The following is a 15869-nucleotide window of genomic DNA, read 5'->3' on the forward strand; positions in this document are numbered from 1 at the left end:
GTTCTTACACCAACATAAAAATGAAAATATAATTTATTGAAAGCATAAAAAAGAGAAGCGTTTTACGCCTCTCCGTTTGTCCATTATTACTATGTTCCGATTATTGTACCGAAAACGATTACAAGTCCAATGCTTGTCATCAGTCTGCCAAAACCGCCGTTAATTTTCTCCACAATCTGATTTAGAGGCATTCCAGAGGCAAAACTCACAAATAAAGTGCCTAGAAGTAACGATAAGAACGGATGAAGCTTACATTTGTTGTCGCCCGAACACGCAATAACCAAAACTATTCGCTGCCAAAAAGGTCCGCATTACTTGTTCAGCTGAAAATTCCAAAAATTCAGCTCCTCTTTCCATAGCTTCCTTTAAAGGTATTGGAGCTTTCACCAGACTATGAACACTTGTTATTCCATGATCATATAAAGCTTCAATACCAGTTCCGATTGATCCAGCCAAAACGAATACGGGAATACCATGCTTTTTCGCTTCTTGTGCAACTCCCATCGGTGTTTTTTCTGAAGCTGTTAGGTAATCGATTAGGTCCTCACCGGTAAAGACACAATCAGCATCGTATAGTTTTTCACCCAGTTTCGTATATTCCATAACAATATCTACGCCCCTTTTTGTTTCCGCATTGAAAAAAGCTTGAAAGGCACTACCGATTCCACATGCAGCACCAGCTTTATCATGCAAGTGAATGCCTGTCTTGACTTCCACTAAATCAGCCCATGATGTTAAAGCCTTATCTAGCATCTCAACCATGGCAGGAGTCGCCCCTTTTTGGGGATCCGAATACACTTGATGCCCCTTCCGGCCCGACTAACGGATTTTGAACATCCGAGGCAATCAAAAACTCGGAATCTGCTATTCTTGGATCAAAATCCTCCGTATTTATTTCTGATATGCGCGACAATTCGGCTCCACCGAATCCCAGCGGATTACCAACTGCATCAAATGCCCTCATTCCCAAAGCCTGGAGCATTCCAACGCCGGCGTCGTTGGTAGCGCTACCCCCCAATTGCTAAAATGAACTTTCGACAGCCATCATCCAATGCTTTTTGAATGAGTCTCCTGTACCGTATGTAGTAGTGATCAATGGGTTCAACTCTTCTGGATTGACTAGGCATAAACCGGATGCACTAGCCATTTCAATCACACATATTTCTTGATCCCCCAAGATTCCATATGCTGCCGGTATGTCTTCAAATAAAGGTCCTTTAACGGTCACTTCAACTTTTCGCCCGTTTGTAACTGTCACAAGGCTATCCATCGTACCTTCACCACCATCCGCTACAGGAACCAATTCTGTCTTGGCATCCGGCAGAGCCTTCCTCACCCCTCGCTCGCTTGCTTTCGAAAGCCTCTAATGCTGACAAACTTCCCTTATAAGAATCTGGTGCAATGACAATTTTCATTCTCAGGCCCCCTTTGAATTTATTTTAATATTTATTTAATTATAATCTTAGGGAATATGTTAATCATCGCCCAAACTAAATGAAAATTAGTATGACATAATGTATTTAATTTTTTAGCTATAATAAAATAATGGTCCCTCACCCTCCATGGTTTGAAACTCTGCACCATTTTCCTAAGTAACTTAAATATCGGGGAATGTGCAAAAAGAATGCATATAAATCGTAATTCCTTTATATACCGATTAAAAAAATCGTTGAAGGAAATTGTGAAATAAGACTGCTCATTTAAATTTTTTTCGTTTCTATCCCTATTAAGACCTTACATTGGAATTCTGTATAATTGATCGAGGTACCGAGTAGATTAACATTACATGATTTTTTTCCATATCAGGAGGGATTGGATGAGTGGTATCGCAAATATTTTAATAATCCTTGGATTTTCCATTATCTTCATCATCATCATTGTCTTGTTTTTCCTATTACTTTATATGATTTTCTTTGACCGCATGCAGAAGCATCATGCAATTTTAAGGAATTACCCAGTGCTTGGGAGGATACGTTACTTTCTGGAAAAAATCGGCCCTGAAATGCGGCAATATTGGTTTAACAGTGATAATGAAGGAAAACCCTTTTCCCGGGATGACTATGAACATATGGTGAAAAGTTCAAAATATTTACGAGATGTCATTGGTTTTGGTTCAAAACGGGACTTTGATGAAGAAGGTTTTTTTGTTAATAATAGCATGTTCCCAAAATTGGCCGAAGAAGAAAAATACGATAGAGAAACAAAAGTAACGACTAAAAGATACATTCTTTTGAAAGACCCGCTTTTCTCACAGCGAGAAGAACAATGGGGAGATGAAGAATCCTCTGCATTCTTATTGGATGATGAAGATGCCGTGATCATCGGCCCAAACACTAAGAATCCCTTTCGATTAAAAGGTCTTATCGGCATGTCCGCCATGAGTTATGGCTCTTTGGGGAAAAATGCAATCACTGCCCTGTCTGAGGGATTGGCCGCCGCAAAAGGCACATGGATGAATACAGGGGAAGGTGGACTTTCTCCTTATCATTTAATTGGGGGCGTCGATATTATCATGCAAATCGGTCCAGCCATGTTTGGGGTTCGTGATAGTATCGGCGAAATGGATTGGGATGAGTTAAAAAGAAAAAGTGAAATACCAGAAATCAAAGCATTTGAAATCAAATTGGCTCAAGGTGCCAAAACTCGTGGAGGACATATTGATGCTGAAAAAGTTAATCCCGAAATCGCTGAAATCCGTAAGGTCGTACCGTACAAAGCTATCGATAGTCCGAATCGGTTTCATCAATTCAATGACGTAGAATCCATGTGCGATTTTATCGAAAAAATCAGGGACCATACAGGCATCCCGGTCGGTATCAAAATGGTCATCGGTGGCAATGAAAGTGTTGAAGAGCTAGCTAGCTATATGAAAGAAACCGGGAAAGGTCCGGATTTCATTTCATTGGATGGCGGTGAAGGCGGCACGGGTGCATCTTATCAGGAATTGATCGATAGCGTAGGATTACCGATAAAATCCGCTTTGCCGATTTTAGTATCGACCCTGGAAAAGTACGGTGTCCGCAATCGGGTAAAAATCATCGCCTCCGGTAAATTGTTCACGCCTGATAGAATAGCGATAGCTCTTGCCATGGGGGCCGACCTTGTTAACATAGCTCGAGGTTTCATGATTGCCATTGGATGTATACAGACGATGAAATGTCAATCCAATGCTTGCCCTGTCGGGGTAGCAACCACCGATCCAGAATTGCAAAAGGCACTTGTCATCGATGAAAAGAAATACCGCGTGGTCAACTTTCTTGTTACCCTTAGAAAAGGATTATATCGAATCTCAGCCGCTGCTGGTTTGGATTCGCCCATTCATTTTCAACCGAAGCACATTAGCTATAAGGACGATAAAGGAATAGTCACATCCCTTGAAGATATCATGAAAGAAGTTAAGGGACTAATAGGAGCTAGACAATGAAAAAACCGCCGCCCAAATTGTGATGGGCGGTTTTTTCTTTATCAATTAAGGTAGCGCATGTAGCTGTATAATTTACAATATGATGTAAACCAGACCTCTTACTATAATAAATCAATTAGAATATGGGACAGTTTGACATTCGTTGTTAAATCAAAAAAAGCTCATATGATATGAGCTAGATTCAATGTTCAATATATCAAATGGATTGATAATACCATTTGCCATCACGTTTAAACTTTCTGCATTGGTCATTCAAAAGAAGGTATTCAAGGTGAGCCAATGTTTCACCAACAGCAAACCTAGTTTCGTGAATGGGTAGATTTCCAAATAAGATATTGCATGCACTTTTAACAGTAATCGGCTCTTTCATGTTTTCATGAATTACATGCAACCGGTCCTGATGGTGATCCAATAATTCAACAATTCTTTTATTGGCATTTTGAAATGGTTTCCCATGTGAAGGGATGACATATTCTACGTCCAACTTTTGAATTTTTTTTAAAGAAGTAAAAAACTCTTCCAATGGGTTGCTTAAACCCTTAAACCAATAAGAAATATTAGGAGATACCCTGGGCAATATATGATCTGTTGAGAAAAGAACACTATTTTCCTTATTGTATAAGGAAATCAGGCCATCTGAATGCCCCGGCGTGAAGATCACTTCATACTCATATTTGCCAAAACGTAGCTTCAATCCTTCGTCAAGATGATGATTAACAGTAGGATAGGGTTTTACTTGTGGCATAAAGCTGCTTTCGTCACTGGATAAGGCGACAGCTATTTCGTCTTTCATCCCGCATGCCTCATAATTTTCTTTAAGCTTATTCAGAGAATCCGCTTCCCAATACGTAGTTCCCGCATGTTCATCCACTTTTGTCATCCAAACATCTGCACTGGTTAATTGTTGTAAAGCTCCTGCATACCCGAAATGGTCTGGGTGATAGTGGGTGATGATAATATCGGTAATATCATGTTTTTCAATAATGGGGTTCCATATATCCCTTGTAGTGTTATTATTTAATCCCGTATCAATGATTGTCCACCCTTTTTCACCTTCTGCCAGGAAACAATGGACATGGTCCAGCCTAAAAGGCATTGGAATGGTAACTTGAGTAACTTTCAATTCATTCAGCAAGTATAACTTCTCCTTCCGATGTAACTATCATTTTCATAAATTCGAAATGAACAGATAGGTTTGTTAAATAAAGGTATATTATTAATCAATTCGACGAATTATTTGCAGTTCCTCTAATCATCATCTACATTTATGGCCAATTGGATAAATCTAAGAAGATTAACCAGTGGCTAAGGGCATGTATAAAGCTAAAGAAATAAAAAAACCGCCATCAATTGATGGCGGTTCCTCGTTTTACATATCTTCCTCGATTGTTTGAACAAGGATAAATAGAAAATGATAAATTAAATTGAAAGCTTGTTCCAGTGACATGTCCTCACGAAAACCTTTTACGTTATCCAAGGCAAAATTCACATCCCATAGCCCGTCACCCTGGTTAAACATTAAACTGAATGATCCAATGCCTTCTTGAAGTTCCTTTGTTAAATAGGTTTTTAAAACCTCTCCCATTTTTTTCTGGAATTTCAATCCGAACATCGCGTTATAAGTACCGAAAACATCATCCACTTCCAACGAAAGTGCCTCAACACCGATTAATTCAAACCATTTGGATTCAAAGTAAAGGAATTCTTCTTTATTATTTTTCAAATACCCGATCGGTTGTGATAAAAATGCAGAGTTCTCTTCAGAAATCAATTCTTCGCTCTCTTTATTACTACGCTCGATATAAGCATCAGTAAAACGGAATGCATTTTCTTTTTCCACTATTATGATATCATCTGCGATTAATTTATGCTTTTCTGCATAATCCCTTTCTTCTTTGAACAACTCAACCTTGTTTTCGATTACGGATTTCGATATGTATGATTCCATTTGTTTTTTTAGCATGTTATGTCCTCCTAATATCTTTTCAAGCTTTCGCAATTTCAATCATAGCATATTCAATACAGATAAAATAACTTTGTGAAAGAAATTACAATATCGGCTGTGGCAATCGTTTCGTGTCTTCGATATAGTAATGGTAAGCGTTTATATATATAAGAGAGAAATGAGATGTTAAATATGCAAAAAATCATTGTAGTTGGTGCAGGGATTCTGGGAGCTTCTACTGCCTATCAGCTGGCAAAAAGTGGAGCTGAGGTTATCATAATAGACCGCCAAGATGATGGACAGGCAACTTCTGCAGCTGCAGGAATCGTGTGCCCATGGATTTCGCAAAGGCGCAATCAAGCTTGGTATCTCCTTGCTAAAAATGGAGCTGCTTTCTATCCGGGTTTAATTGAAGAACTTGAACAGGATGGGGAAACGGAGACTGGTTATGCCCAAGTCGGGGCCATAAGTTTACATACAGATGAAGAAAAACTGATTGCCATGAAGAACCGAGCGGAAAAGCGGAAAGAAGATGCACCGGAGATCGGGACGATCACATTACTTTCTGCAGAGAAAACAAATGCCTTATTCCCGCCTCTTTCCAGTGAATATGCAGCAGTTCACGTGAGTGGGGCCGCTCGGGTCGATGGACGAGCGCTACGTGATTCCTTATTGAGGGCATCACAAAAAAACGGTGCGAAACTTATGTATGGTGAGGCTATACTTTCATATAATGGTGCACATGTTACAGGTGTAACACTTGAAGATGAAATCATACCTGCTGATAAAGTGATTGTTTGTGCTGGAGCTTGGGCACCGGAATTACTGAAACCACTGGGCCTGAATTTTCAAGTCAGCTTCCAAAAGGCTCAAATCATTCATCTGGAAGCACCAAATACAAATACGAATAACTGGCCTGTGGTCATACCTCCCAGTGATCAATATCTTTTGGCTTTCGATAATAATAAGATCGTTGCTGGGGCGACTCATGAAAACACGGACGTCTTCGATAACCGAATGACTGCAGGAGGGCTGCAGGAAGTTTTCAATAAGGCCCTGCATACCGCTCCAGGCTTGTCGGATAGTACGTTTGTTGAAGCGCGGGTCGGATTTCGTCCATTCACGCCTGGATTCCTTCCGGTTATTGGTCCTTTACCTAATTGGGAAGGAATTATCATAGCCAATGGTCTTGGAGCTTCCGGTTTAACTATGGGCCCCTATATAGGCTCCCAATTGGCAAACCTCGCACTTGATAGAAAAATCGATATCGATTTAGAAAAGTATGATGTAAGAGGTGCGCTTTTAACATAACTGCCAAAACATTACCTATCTGGCTAATGAACGTATTAAATCAACTGACCCTGGAACTTTCCTAGGTCAGTTTTTTTTAAAAAAAGGCTTTGTTAAGTAGTATTGTTGTTTTTTAGGTATAAAATATGGGAACGTCCGTTTTGGACGTTCCCGTTCTTATTCCATTAAAGCCCCCTATAATGGAATAACTGTAAAGCTAATGAAGCTTTTTTAAAAGCTGCGTTTCCCTACCCAAGCTCCTTGCATTTTACTAAGGAATACAATTTGCCCAATATGATATGCGTCGTGCATTGCTAAACTCTTCAGTTCAAGCACTAATGAATTATCTTCTCCAGGGATCTGTCTATACAAATCTTCATGTTCTGATTTTGCTAGTATTTTTCCAAGTTCACGATGAACATAAAAGTATTCTTGTTTTGTTTCCTTCCAATTTTCTAACGTCTCAGTTGGTAATCGAAATGTAGATTCATTATTTTCTGCCTGTGGTTCATTCGCTGTTTCACCAAGAAATCGCATCAGAAATCTCTTTTCATAGAAAAGTAAATGACAAACTAATTCCCAAATGGAATTCATTGCCCCATCAGCAGGTTTCCAAAGTGCCTGTTCAAAAGTGATATCCTGTAGTACTTTTTCAAGTGGTGGAAACCAGTCTTCTTCATCTAAGCAGCTTGCCCATTGTTGTAACAAAAGTGTCTTTACATCCATTTTCTATTCCCTCCAATTTAATCCCTTTAATAGATAATCCCTTTGGTCAAAATTCATTTGCGGCGTGTTGTAGATAGCTCACTAATTAAGGTGTCATGCCATTTCCTTGTTCAATTAAACTGGCCCTTTAACGGAACAATGAACGTTCCGTTATTTGGAAAATTCTGATAACCTTAGTTTATCATAAGTTGTGTTAACTGAGAAAGAACAACTGTCTAAAACCATTTTGGTTATCGTAAAGTTATCTTTTATATGTTTGATGGTGTCTAAGAATGGGAACCAGCTCAAATAATGGTCTAGATATTTAGTCGCTACACCATTAAAACGCTCCATCCAGCTCTTTAAACGGCTGTGATAACTATTCTGGATGTGAAAAATCCCTTTAACTCGCTCCCTACCATTTACTTTAAAGCGATGACGCTCAATTCCTTTTTCTTTGGCATAAGTCATAAACGCCCGCCAAGCATCCGTACATAGAACATTTTGTATTGATAGCTTGGAACCTAACGCTTCGTCCAAACTCTTTTTTATAATACGCCCTTTTCCTATTGTTTTGGAAAACGTTCTCTTTTGGCGGTCTCTGGCTACAAGAACGCATACTTGGTCCTTACTTATTCCTCTAAACTCCGAACTACCACCGCGTAACCTTGGTTTTCGACCTTGGATATACCGTTTTTCTTTCTCGGAATAGAGGAAATAGGTTTCATCCATTTCTACTATGCCTTCGAAAAGAAAAAGCGTCACATAATGAGCACCATTGAGTTAAGCTGATTTCCGAAGGGAATACCTTTCAATCATACATTCGATGAACTGAAGCCATTTACTAGGCATATGAGTTCTGTGAAGAGGAGTGTTCGTCATATCTGTGAATGTTTTACCGCACTCTTTGCAGCGGTATCATTGATGTTCAATGGTATTGATTGTAGTTTTTACCTGATATTTACCGAAGCGAATGACATTAGTGGATGGAAAATGGGTGCAGGTGTAGCCGTCTTTGTGTTTCTGTTCTGATACATCAGTGAATACAGACTCTGTTTATCCCGCACTCCCTAATGAGTTTGTGAAGAACTCCTTCAATCGCTGCTGGTCTCTTTGGCTAAGATTTCTGATTTGGTTAATTATGTCCGCTAACGCCATTAAAACTCACTCGCTCTCAGTAATTTTATTTCATTGTAGAACGAACGTTCGAGCAAATCAAATAACAACATTATTCTTTAACAAAGCAAAAAAAAGATAAATTCCTTTCCAACCAAAGGGTTGAAAGGAATTTATCTTAAAAATGTTATTTGGGGATGAAAAAACATTTTGGTTTACAAAATGAAACTATTGATTGAATCTTCCGCGCTGGCGAAGTAATTCACGGTTCAGGTTTGGATCTTTTTCAAATGCAGCGCGGCCGTGAAGCCAAAATATATTGTTGACGACAACTAAATCTCCAACAGGCAGTTCCAGTTCAAGTACACTTTCATCGTTTTCTAATGAATTGGATAAATCGCGTAAGTATTTGGCTTGTTCGATTGATTCAGGATAAACAAATTGATCGATAAAACATACACCAGGTTTGTTATTATGATTGAAGAAAGTCAATCTTTCAATTTCCTGATCAATGTTCTTGCTTTTTGGAGACTTATACGTGAATTTTTGGCTAGATAATGGATGATTAACATACGTATCAAGCTCTTTCCAATCGTCTAGGTGCAATAAACGTGATTCGCCACCGCGGGCATTTTGTTCGATCATCTTCATCATTAGTAACCAGTCAGTTGGTTCATCTACAAATGTTCCGTCCGTATGAAGTGTAAATAAACGATAGGCCTGACGCAAATATGAATCACTGCTATCCGTATCTTGAACACTAAAGCGGGCATAATATTTTCCTGACATGGCATCATGGTTTGGAGTCCCCAGCAAGTATGAAATGACCGTCGCAAAAATGACATATTCTTCTGTATTTTCCGTGACACCCTCCAAGCCGAGGGTGAAGCCGCCAGATTCCCGGTCATGAACGATGTTCCGAAGCACTTCACCAAAGTCTTCCCCCACTTGATCCAATAGATATGATGCAACGATGAGTCGTGCATATGGTGTATATTCCAGATGTTGAACAGACTGATTATCCTTCGATACGGTTTCTAAAAAAGCGGCAATTGCCTCTTTTGAAATTTCAATATGATATAATCGGCTGGTTTGAGGGTGAACTTTCACCTCGTATTTTTCTGTTTTCCTTTCAAACTTCGCTCTCTTTTTTTCTGCAATGCTCATGAATAATTCCTCCTGTTATTTGTAATATAGGTGACAAAGTTAACGGGAAATATAAAAAGCCAGTCGCACATGGTCCCCAAATAAAATAGGAATCCAACTGTACAACTGGCTTATATTCACTTCACTGCTCTATGTAAATAGAGTCACAGCGAATATGCAGTTTATGTATGATTTATTTTTCCTGTTTCCAATTATTAAGATCTTTACACGATTCTGAAATGGAGTTTTCCAAAAGGTGTTAATGTCATAATATTGGCTTAATTCCATTAAAACGTTTTTTCGCAAAATTGTCAACACTTTTTTCATATTATTCTGATAAATAAAATTGCTAACTTGGTAGTTTCGTTTTTTCTCCAGCTTTAATTTGCTGAAAATGGAGATCAAGGTCCTTCAAGGCCGCAATCAATGCATTAGCTGCTTTCCCACGATAATAAGATTGAATCATTTCTAGCAAGTCATCAACACCATCATTTAAACTGGCCCCTTTTAACAAACGCCCAATAAATTCCCGGCCATGTTCTGTTGCCAGTGTGCAAGAAGCTTCCAGGACAACCCCATATTTAGCATCTACTTCTGCAGTAATGGTCAATGTTTCAAATACACTTTTCGCTGCCATCCCCTGAGGTAAACGGGCATGACCAGCAATAAAAATTGTTTTACCATTAAACATGAGGCTTCTTCCTCTCGAATTTTATTTTGTTAATATGGCTTCCAATAAGTGTGATTGTTCCGGAATGCGGTTTACAACCTCTTTTCCAATTTCAATCGAAGCTGTTGCAGCAGGTGATGGTGCATTACATACATGAATGGTCCGTTTTCCCATGATAATATGAAAATCATCCACCATATTACCATCATCTTGTAACGCCTGGGCCCGGACTCCAGCAGGTGCAGGGATTAAATCATCCGCTTGAATTTCCGGAATTAATTCCTGCAGGCTTTTCGTGAATTGCTTTTTACTAAATGAACGGACATATTCATCCATCCCTTCCTTCATGAATTTACTGGCCAGCTTCCAAAAACCTTTATAGCTTAAAACTTCAGTCAAATCTTTCGCATTGAAGTCGGTCTTTTTATATCCTTCCCGTTTGAAACTTAGTACTGCATTGGGACCAGCATCTACTTCTCCGCTAATCATCCGCGTAAAATGAACCCCCAGAAATGGGAATTTCGGGTTAGGTACCGGATATATTAAATGATTGACAAGGAAGCGTTTATCAGGCTTCAATTTAAAATACTCACCGCGAAACGGGACAATTTTCATATCAGTTTTATACCCTGCAGCTGCTGCGATTCGATCACTATGCAACCCTGCGCAATTAATGACCATCCTTGCCTTTATGGTACCGTTGTTTGTGTCGATGATGACATCATCAAAATCCTCGTCAATCTTCTCCACCTTTGTATTCAGCTTAATTTCACCGCCGTTGCCTCGGATGATATCCGCCATCTTTTCACTTACCTGACGATAATTGACGATGCCGGCTTGCGGGACGCGAATTGCACCTAGTCCATTAACATGCGGTTCGATTTCCTTTAACTCACCCACACCGATTTTTTGTATAGCTAGTTCATTTTGCAAACCGCGTGAATATAAATCATCCAGTAGGGGCATCTCTTCTGGCTTTGTTGCAACAATGACTTTCCCGCAAATATCATGTTCAATTCCATGCATCCGGCAGAATTCCGTCATTGATTTGCTTCCTTGACGGGCAAACCGTGCCTTGAAACTGCCTGGTTTATAATAAATTCCTGAATGGATGACGCCGCTGTTATGCCCCGTTTGATGATCTGCAACAACAGCCTCTTTTTCAATGACTACCACTTTAGCATTAGGAAAACGCTGATAAAGTGCCATTCCCGTCGATAATCCTACAATTCCCCCACCAACAATTGCGAAATCATACACAATTAACACTCCTTTTATTGATGATTTTTAGTATTCAGCAACTCCATATACGAAATTAAATTGTTCTTAGTCCGTAAGATGTGAAATTCTACTGCTGCCCTTAGTTCTGCAGGATCCCCTCTTAGTGCCGCTTCATATATCATCCGGTGTTCCCGTTGCGTTTCTGGGTAATGGTCAATCAGCAAATTCGGCGCAATGGGTGAGATCCCTAGTGTTTCTACCATTTTTTGAACCCTTGGCCATGGGCAACCTTTTCGGAGGGTTTCATGAAAAGCCGCATTCAAAATGATATAATGCTCATTGGTTTCATCAGATAACTGAATTCCTTCCATTTCAATCAAAATTCCCTTTAATTTTTCTTTATCCTCCTTTGTTAAATAAGGAAGCGATTTTTCCACGGCAAGGCCTTCAAGTAGAGACCTTGTATGATAAATTTCTTCAATATCATCCCGGGTAATCGGTGTTACAATTGCTCCTTTATGAGGAACCATTTCCACCAACCCTTCCATTTGAAGCTGTGTAAGGGCTTCGCGAATGGGCATTCTGCTTACTTCCAGGCGATCAGCCCATTCCTCTTGGATGAGTCGCTCCCCCTTTTTCAACGTCCCATTCAAAATCGCTTTCCTGAGGCTTTTTGTCACATTTTTAACAATTGTTGATTTATCTTTATTCGAATTAGCTTTATCCAATTCAGCGTCCACCTTTCAATATTGGATACAATTTTAACTATATCAACTAAATAAAGCGATTACAATACTGAAAATTAAATATATTGTATCCAATTACAAAACTACTGGATACAATACATTAGGTAAACTTCACATATGAACATAAATCTCATTTTCCATTCCTCGAAATAATTTGATACTGTGAAATCAGAATCAACTATATAAATAACTTTGCATTTTTTTAAAGACCATTAAAATTCACAAGTTTTTAATTGGTCATCTTTTGTGATTATGATATCATTGATGCAATAACCAAATTTATACAAATGAGGGGTTGCTAGTTTATGAGTAATGAAGTCTATCTGATTGGCGAAATACGGACTAATAATTTCTCGGATAAGGATCTTTTCGAGAAAATTAGATCGTTGTGGGGCAAAACAAATGATTATCCAATTGATAATGATATGAAATATGGGATTTATCATCAGTACGTAAGCAACTATCGAGGAGATTATACTTTATCTATAGCTACCGAAACCCCTGTATCGAATGAAAAATTGATCATTCCAGATCATGAATACGAAGTGTTTGAATGTCTACAAGATGAACATTCCATAGGTGAAACGTGGAAAAAGATATGGCGGTTGGAAGATGGAAAAAAATTGAACAGGGATTATAGTCTGGATTTCGAAAAATATTATCCTGATGGAAAAGTGGAAATACATATTGCGATTAAATAAGCTATAAAAAGAACCCTATCTTAACGATAGGGTTCTTTTATGTTTACAGTTGATGACACCCTAGTTACCATAATAATATTATGGTAACTAAGAGCTGTTACATCACAAATGCTTCTAATATAATGTGTTGATAATTATCCCTCTAGAAAATGAGTCTATTTTTCTCAACAAAAAAAAGACTATACAATAGTCTTTTTTTGAGGAAGTCATTCGGATGAGATAAGTCCCCGTCCAATAAGGTTTGCAGAAACAGGCTTTTTCCCTGCTTCTCTTGCCCAAACTGATATTTGTCCTACATGGTGAATTTCGTGAGCAATGACATGCCGCATTATCTCACCCCAAGTATCTGTTACGATTTTTCCATCTGGCATAGTATCATGAAATAATTTATTTTCCATAACCACATTCCAATTGTATACAAAGTCATTCACTTCCGTCCGAAAAACAGCATCCAATTTCATGACCTGATCCAAACTCTTATATTTTTCAAAACTCTCAGTGAAGTCTTTTTTACCTTGTAAAAGGCGTATCCAACTCCACTCTACATCAACTATATGGAAGAGTGTTTGCAAAATGCTCCCCACTCCGCCAGTTCTGGAACGAAGAAATTCTTCTTCGTTCACCTCACCACACCAACGATACCAGTCTTCTCTAACCATCCAGTTATATCGAAATAATGTTTGCACTGGAATCCCCCCCATTGTAGGACTATGGTGATCATTAAAAAAATACTAAGTAATACATGAGAGCTGTAACTCGTCCCGTTCAGTTAATAATAGAAATCCATCAATGTTTCGTCCATTAAATCCTGTGTGAGTCCTATGTAAATCATCGTATCTTTTGGATTGGAGTGATTAAGGATTTGCTGCAGTAACGCAATATCCTTGAACTTTTGGTAATGTAAATAGCCGAAAGTTTTTCGAAGGGTATGTGTACCTACATCCGGAATGTCTGCCATTTCAGCTGCTTTGTTCAAGACCCTGTAGGCCTGTACCCTAGTGATTGGACCATTCCCTTTTCGACTTGGAAATAAATACTGTTCATTTTTCAAGTTCATCTTCCGGACATATTTCCTTACTTCCTTACGAAGTTGAGGATTGACCAGGAACCGCTTAATTTTATCTGTCTTTTGCTCCACAATGACTATATGCGTACCCTCAAGGATATCTTTCACTCGCAATTGCAATAGATCCCCAATACGTAACCCGATGTTTATCCCGATGGAAAACATCATATAATCCCTATAGCTGCAATATTTTAATAGTGACTTTTTCATCTTATCTATGTGATCCAGCCGACGTATCGGCTGAACATTTTTTATTCTTTGAGAGGTTGCTTGCATGAATGGCTCATTCCCCTTTCCCCTTCTTTCATTGTACGTGAACAGGCGAAAAAAAGGCAAGTTTTATAAATTTCAATCCCCTTATAAACCTTGATTTAACGCGTTTTCGAATGTATCAATAGAGGTCCTTTGTTACATTCGGAATATTCTTGTAAATACTTCTGTGAAACCCCTATAATCTATTAACCGCCATTAAACGCTTATATAGGCTCATAGAGCGATTTTAATTCAATCTGGAATAAAGACTCTATGTATTTCAAACAATAGCTTTAAAACTCAAATATGAAGGTCGTTTTTTTGTCATTATTAAGACTTTTGTAAAATAATGTATAAAATATTAATCATCCTATCAATATCAATAATGACATCCCTTTCCATTTATGAAGCATCCAATATGTTAACGATAATTATGTTATGTAAACATTTGCATTTGATAAAGAGAAACTTATGCATAACCTCTTTATCAAATCCTACCGATTGATTAATGAATATAAAAACTGGCACCATCAATGATTTCTATTTCTTTGTAACTTTTCAGTTCATCCATCAACTGGAAAAGTGCTCCATCCTTTTGTTTAGCTTCAATCATGCAATCCAATTGTGGTAAGCTTCCCTTTATTTGTTGCAAAAAATCAATGAACATTCCTGTATCCACAAAGTCAGCGTGTGCTCGAAATTCTTTATCGGACCTTGGACTTGAAATATGCATTTTAGGAGGTAGTTTGGAATTGCTCCACGTATGTAAGACCCTGTCCCAATGATCTTTCCAATTTTCACTTGGTAACTGATGTGCGAGGTAATGGTGATAATCAAAAACCATGGGAATCCCCAATTTCTCACATAAGTAAAGGGTTTCCGACAAAGTGTAGGTGGTATCATCATTCTCAAGTATGACCATCCTTTGAATCGATTCGGGAATCAACCCCCAATTATGGATAAACTGCTCCAAAGCCTGTACATGTTCGCCATAACCGCCACCAACATGCAGAACACAGCGATGCTCGGGGTCCACCCCCATTTTTTTCAATAAAGTATAATGCATCCTTAATGTTTTTAATGATGTCTTCAGTATATCGATATTTGAACTATTCAAGATGACGAAATGATCTGGGTGAAAATCTATCCTTATTTTTGGGTGATCAGTAATGAATATTTTTAATTTAGCAAGTTCTTCTGCAATAGGATCAATGTAATCCCATTCTGGAATTTCTGGATGATTGGCTAAAGGGATAAGTTTAGAAGAAAGTCTAAAAAACTGAATATTATTAGCTTCGTTATGGATCAGTAAACGCCAACAATTATGAAGATTGGAAATTGAAATACGTTCAAGCTTCCTTATCGCTGCATCTCTGTCCTTAATTTTCGAAAACTGAGCAAAAGTCATCGTTTGGGATGGTGAACAGTTTGGCACATGATTACTCATGGCTACATAACCTAGGCGAATTAATGTCAAATGGTTACCTCCTTTAAGATTTAATGGTTAATGGAAGTATTCCCCTTAGTGACCAATATTATATATGTGAAAGAATCCATCACTCCAAGAAAATAAAAAAATGGCATTTT

General features: G+C 38.4%; 16 protein-coding genes and 2 pseudogenes. 4 read left to right on the forward strand and 14 right to left on the reverse strand.

The window, feature by feature from the left end:
- Positions 1–89: 89 nt before the first annotated feature.
- The 3 genes and pseudogenes from ACDZ29_RS24250 to ACDZ29_RS24260 all read right to left on the reverse strand — a co-directional run bounded on the left by ACDZ29_RS24250 (position 90) and on the right by ACDZ29_RS24260 (position 1336).
- Entirely contained in the window at positions 90–209 is a 120-nt protein-coding gene (locus tag ACDZ29_RS24250) for a hypothetical protein (RefSeq protein ID WP_375088942.1), read from the reverse strand.
- Between the two features lie 40 nt (positions 210–249).
- On the reverse strand, positions 250–762 hold the full coding sequence (locus ACDZ29_RS24255; protein WP_375088943.1) for a glycerate kinase: 513 nt from the start codon (positions 760–762) through the stop codon (positions 250–252).
- Positions 755–1336 (reverse strand): annotated as a pseudogene (locus ACDZ29_RS24260) (glycerate kinase). Before ACDZ29_RS24260 ends, ACDZ29_RS24255 begins: the two are co-directional and overlap by 8 nt.
- Before the next feature lie 231 nt (positions 1337–1567).
- Between ACDZ29_RS24260 and ACDZ29_RS24265 the strand changes: the two are divergent.
- Both ACDZ29_RS24265 and ACDZ29_RS24270 read left to right on the forward strand, forming a co-directional pair.
- Positions 1568–1690: a helix-turn-helix domain-containing protein gene (locus tag ACDZ29_RS24265; RefSeq protein ID WP_375088944.1), complete on the forward strand. Its 123-nt coding sequence runs from the start codon at positions 1568–1570 to the stop codon at positions 1688–1690.
- Between the two features lie 126 nt (positions 1691–1816).
- A complete protein-coding gene (locus ACDZ29_RS24270) occupies positions 1817–3424 on the forward strand; it encodes an FMN-binding glutamate synthase family protein (RefSeq protein WP_375088945.1) in 1608 nt (535 codons plus the stop codon).
- 196 nt (positions 3425–3620) lie between these two features.
- On the opposite strand, the gene ACDZ29_RS24275 is transcribed toward ACDZ29_RS24270, so the two are convergent.
- A complete protein-coding gene (locus tag ACDZ29_RS24275) occupies positions 3621–4559 on the reverse strand; it encodes an MBL fold metallo-hydrolase (protein WP_289325153.1) in 939 nt (312 codons plus the stop codon).
- Positions 4560–4793: 234 nt separating this feature from the next.
- Positions 4794–5387: a branched-chain amino acid aminotransferase gene (locus ACDZ29_RS24280; RefSeq protein ID WP_375088946.1), complete on the reverse strand. Its 594-nt coding sequence runs from the start codon at positions 5385–5387 to the stop codon at positions 4794–4796.
- Between the two features lie 174 nt (positions 5388–5561).
- On the opposite strand from ACDZ29_RS24280, the gene ACDZ29_RS24285 reads away from it, so the two are divergent.
- Positions 5562–6680 carry an NAD(P)/FAD-dependent oxidoreductase gene (locus ACDZ29_RS24285; protein WP_375091213.1) on the forward strand — a complete coding sequence of 373 codons (1119 nt, stop codon included), beginning with the start codon at positions 5562–5564 and terminating at the stop codon, positions 6678–6680.
- Positions 6681–6890: 210 nt separating this feature from the next.
- On the opposite strand, the gene ACDZ29_RS24290 is transcribed toward ACDZ29_RS24285, so the two are convergent.
- The 6 genes and pseudogenes from ACDZ29_RS24290 to ACDZ29_RS24315 form a co-directional block, all read right to left on the reverse strand.
- Positions 6891–7385: a DinB family protein gene (locus ACDZ29_RS24290; RefSeq protein WP_375088947.1), complete on the reverse strand. Its 495-nt coding sequence runs from the start codon at positions 7383–7385 to the stop codon at positions 6891–6893.
- Between the two features lie 150 nt (positions 7386–7535).
- Positions 7536–8522, reverse strand: a pseudogene (locus ACDZ29_RS24295) (IS1595 family transposase).
- 186 nt (positions 8523–8708) lie between these two features.
- On the reverse strand, positions 8709–9647 hold the full coding sequence (glaH, locus tag ACDZ29_RS24300; protein ID WP_375088948.1) for a glutarate dioxygenase GlaH: 939 nt from the start codon (positions 9645–9647) through the stop codon (positions 8709–8711).
- Positions 9648–9975: 328 nt separating this feature from the next.
- Positions 9976–10317, reverse strand: a complete 342-nt coding sequence (locus ACDZ29_RS24305) for a DUF3870 domain-containing protein (RefSeq protein ID WP_289325158.1) — start codon at positions 10315–10317, stop codon at positions 9976–9978.
- A 21-nt stretch (positions 10318–10338) separates the two neighbouring features.
- Positions 10339–11556 carry an L-2-hydroxyglutarate oxidase gene (lhgO, locus tag ACDZ29_RS24310; RefSeq protein ID WP_289325159.1) on the reverse strand — a complete coding sequence of 406 codons (1218 nt, stop codon included), beginning with the start codon at positions 11554–11556 and terminating at the stop codon, positions 10339–10341.
- Between the two features lie 14 nt (positions 11557–11570).
- Positions 11571–12245 (reverse strand): GntR family transcriptional regulator, encoded by a 675-nt coding sequence (locus ACDZ29_RS24315; RefSeq protein WP_370015130.1) that lies wholly within the window; start codon positions 12243–12245, stop codon positions 11571–11573.
- 323 nt (positions 12246–12568) lie between these two features.
- Between ACDZ29_RS24315 and ACDZ29_RS24320 the strand changes: the two genes are divergently transcribed.
- Positions 12569–12964 carry a GyrI-like domain-containing protein gene (locus ACDZ29_RS24320; protein WP_375088949.1) on the forward strand — a complete coding sequence of 132 codons (396 nt, stop codon included), beginning with the start codon at positions 12569–12571 and terminating at the stop codon, positions 12962–12964.
- 206 nt (positions 12965–13170) lie between these two features.
- Here ACDZ29_RS24320 and ACDZ29_RS24325 read toward each other — a convergent pair whose 3' ends face one another.
- The 3 genes from ACDZ29_RS24325 to uvsE form a co-directional block, all read right to left on the reverse strand.
- Positions 13171–13650 carry a DinB family protein gene (locus ACDZ29_RS24325; RefSeq protein WP_375088950.1) on the reverse strand — a complete coding sequence of 160 codons (480 nt, stop codon included), beginning with the start codon at positions 13648–13650 and terminating at the stop codon, positions 13171–13173.
- An 83-nt stretch (positions 13651–13733) separates the two neighbouring features.
- The gene (locus ACDZ29_RS24330; RefSeq protein WP_375088951.1) at positions 13734–14306 is read right to left on the reverse strand and encodes a site-specific integrase; all 573 of its coding nucleotides are present in this window, start codon (positions 14304–14306) and stop codon (positions 13734–13736) included.
- A gap of 481 nt (positions 14307–14787) precedes the next feature.
- Positions 14788–15759, reverse strand: coding sequence for a UV DNA damage repair endonuclease UvsE (uvsE, locus tag ACDZ29_RS24335; RefSeq protein ID WP_375088952.1), 972 nt, complete (start codon positions 15757–15759; stop codon positions 14788–14790).
- Between the last annotated feature and the right edge of the window lie 110 nt (positions 15760–15869).

The organism is Peribacillus sp. RS7 (assembly GCF_041956845.1).
In the GTDB taxonomy this organism is placed as follows: domain Bacteria; phylum Bacillota; class Bacilli; order Bacillales; family DSM-1321; genus Peribacillus.

What these genes read in the sequence shown, in the direction of transcription:
- glaH (WP_375088948.1), bottom strand. Translation starts at nt 9,647, where the DNA reads ATGAGCATTGCAGAAAAAAAGAGAGCGAAGTTTGAAAGGAAAACAGAA.
- ACDZ29_RS24305 (WP_289325158.1), bottom strand. Translation starts at nt 10,317, where the DNA reads ATGTTTAATGGTAAAACAATTTTTATTGCTGGTCATGCCCGTTTACCT.
- ACDZ29_RS24285 (WP_375091213.1), top strand. Translation starts at nt 5,562, where the DNA reads ATGCAAAAAATCATTGTAGTTGGTGCAGGGATTCTGGGAGCTTCTACT.
- ACDZ29_RS24255 (WP_375088943.1), bottom strand. Translation starts at nt 762, where the DNA reads ATGGTTGAGATGCTAGATAAGGCTTTAACATCATGGGCTGATTTAGTG.
- ACDZ29_RS24330 (WP_375088951.1), bottom strand. Translation starts at nt 14,306, where the DNA reads ATGCAAGCAACCTCTCAAAGAATAAAAAATGTTCAGCCGATACGTCGG.
- ACDZ29_RS24320 (WP_375088949.1), top strand. Translation starts at nt 12,569, where the DNA reads ATGAGTAATGAAGTCTATCTGATTGGCGAAATACGGACTAATAATTTC.
- ACDZ29_RS24290 (WP_375088947.1), bottom strand. Translation starts at nt 7,385, where the DNA reads ATGGATGTAAAGACACTTTTGTTACAACAATGGGCAAGCTGCTTAGAT.
- ACDZ29_RS24270 (WP_375088945.1), top strand. Translation starts at nt 1,817, where the DNA reads ATGAGTGGTATCGCAAATATTTTAATAATCCTTGGATTTTCCATTATC.
- ACDZ29_RS24280 (WP_375088946.1), bottom strand. Translation starts at nt 5,387, where the DNA reads ATGCTAAAAAAACAAATGGAATCATACATATCGAAATCCGTAATCGAA.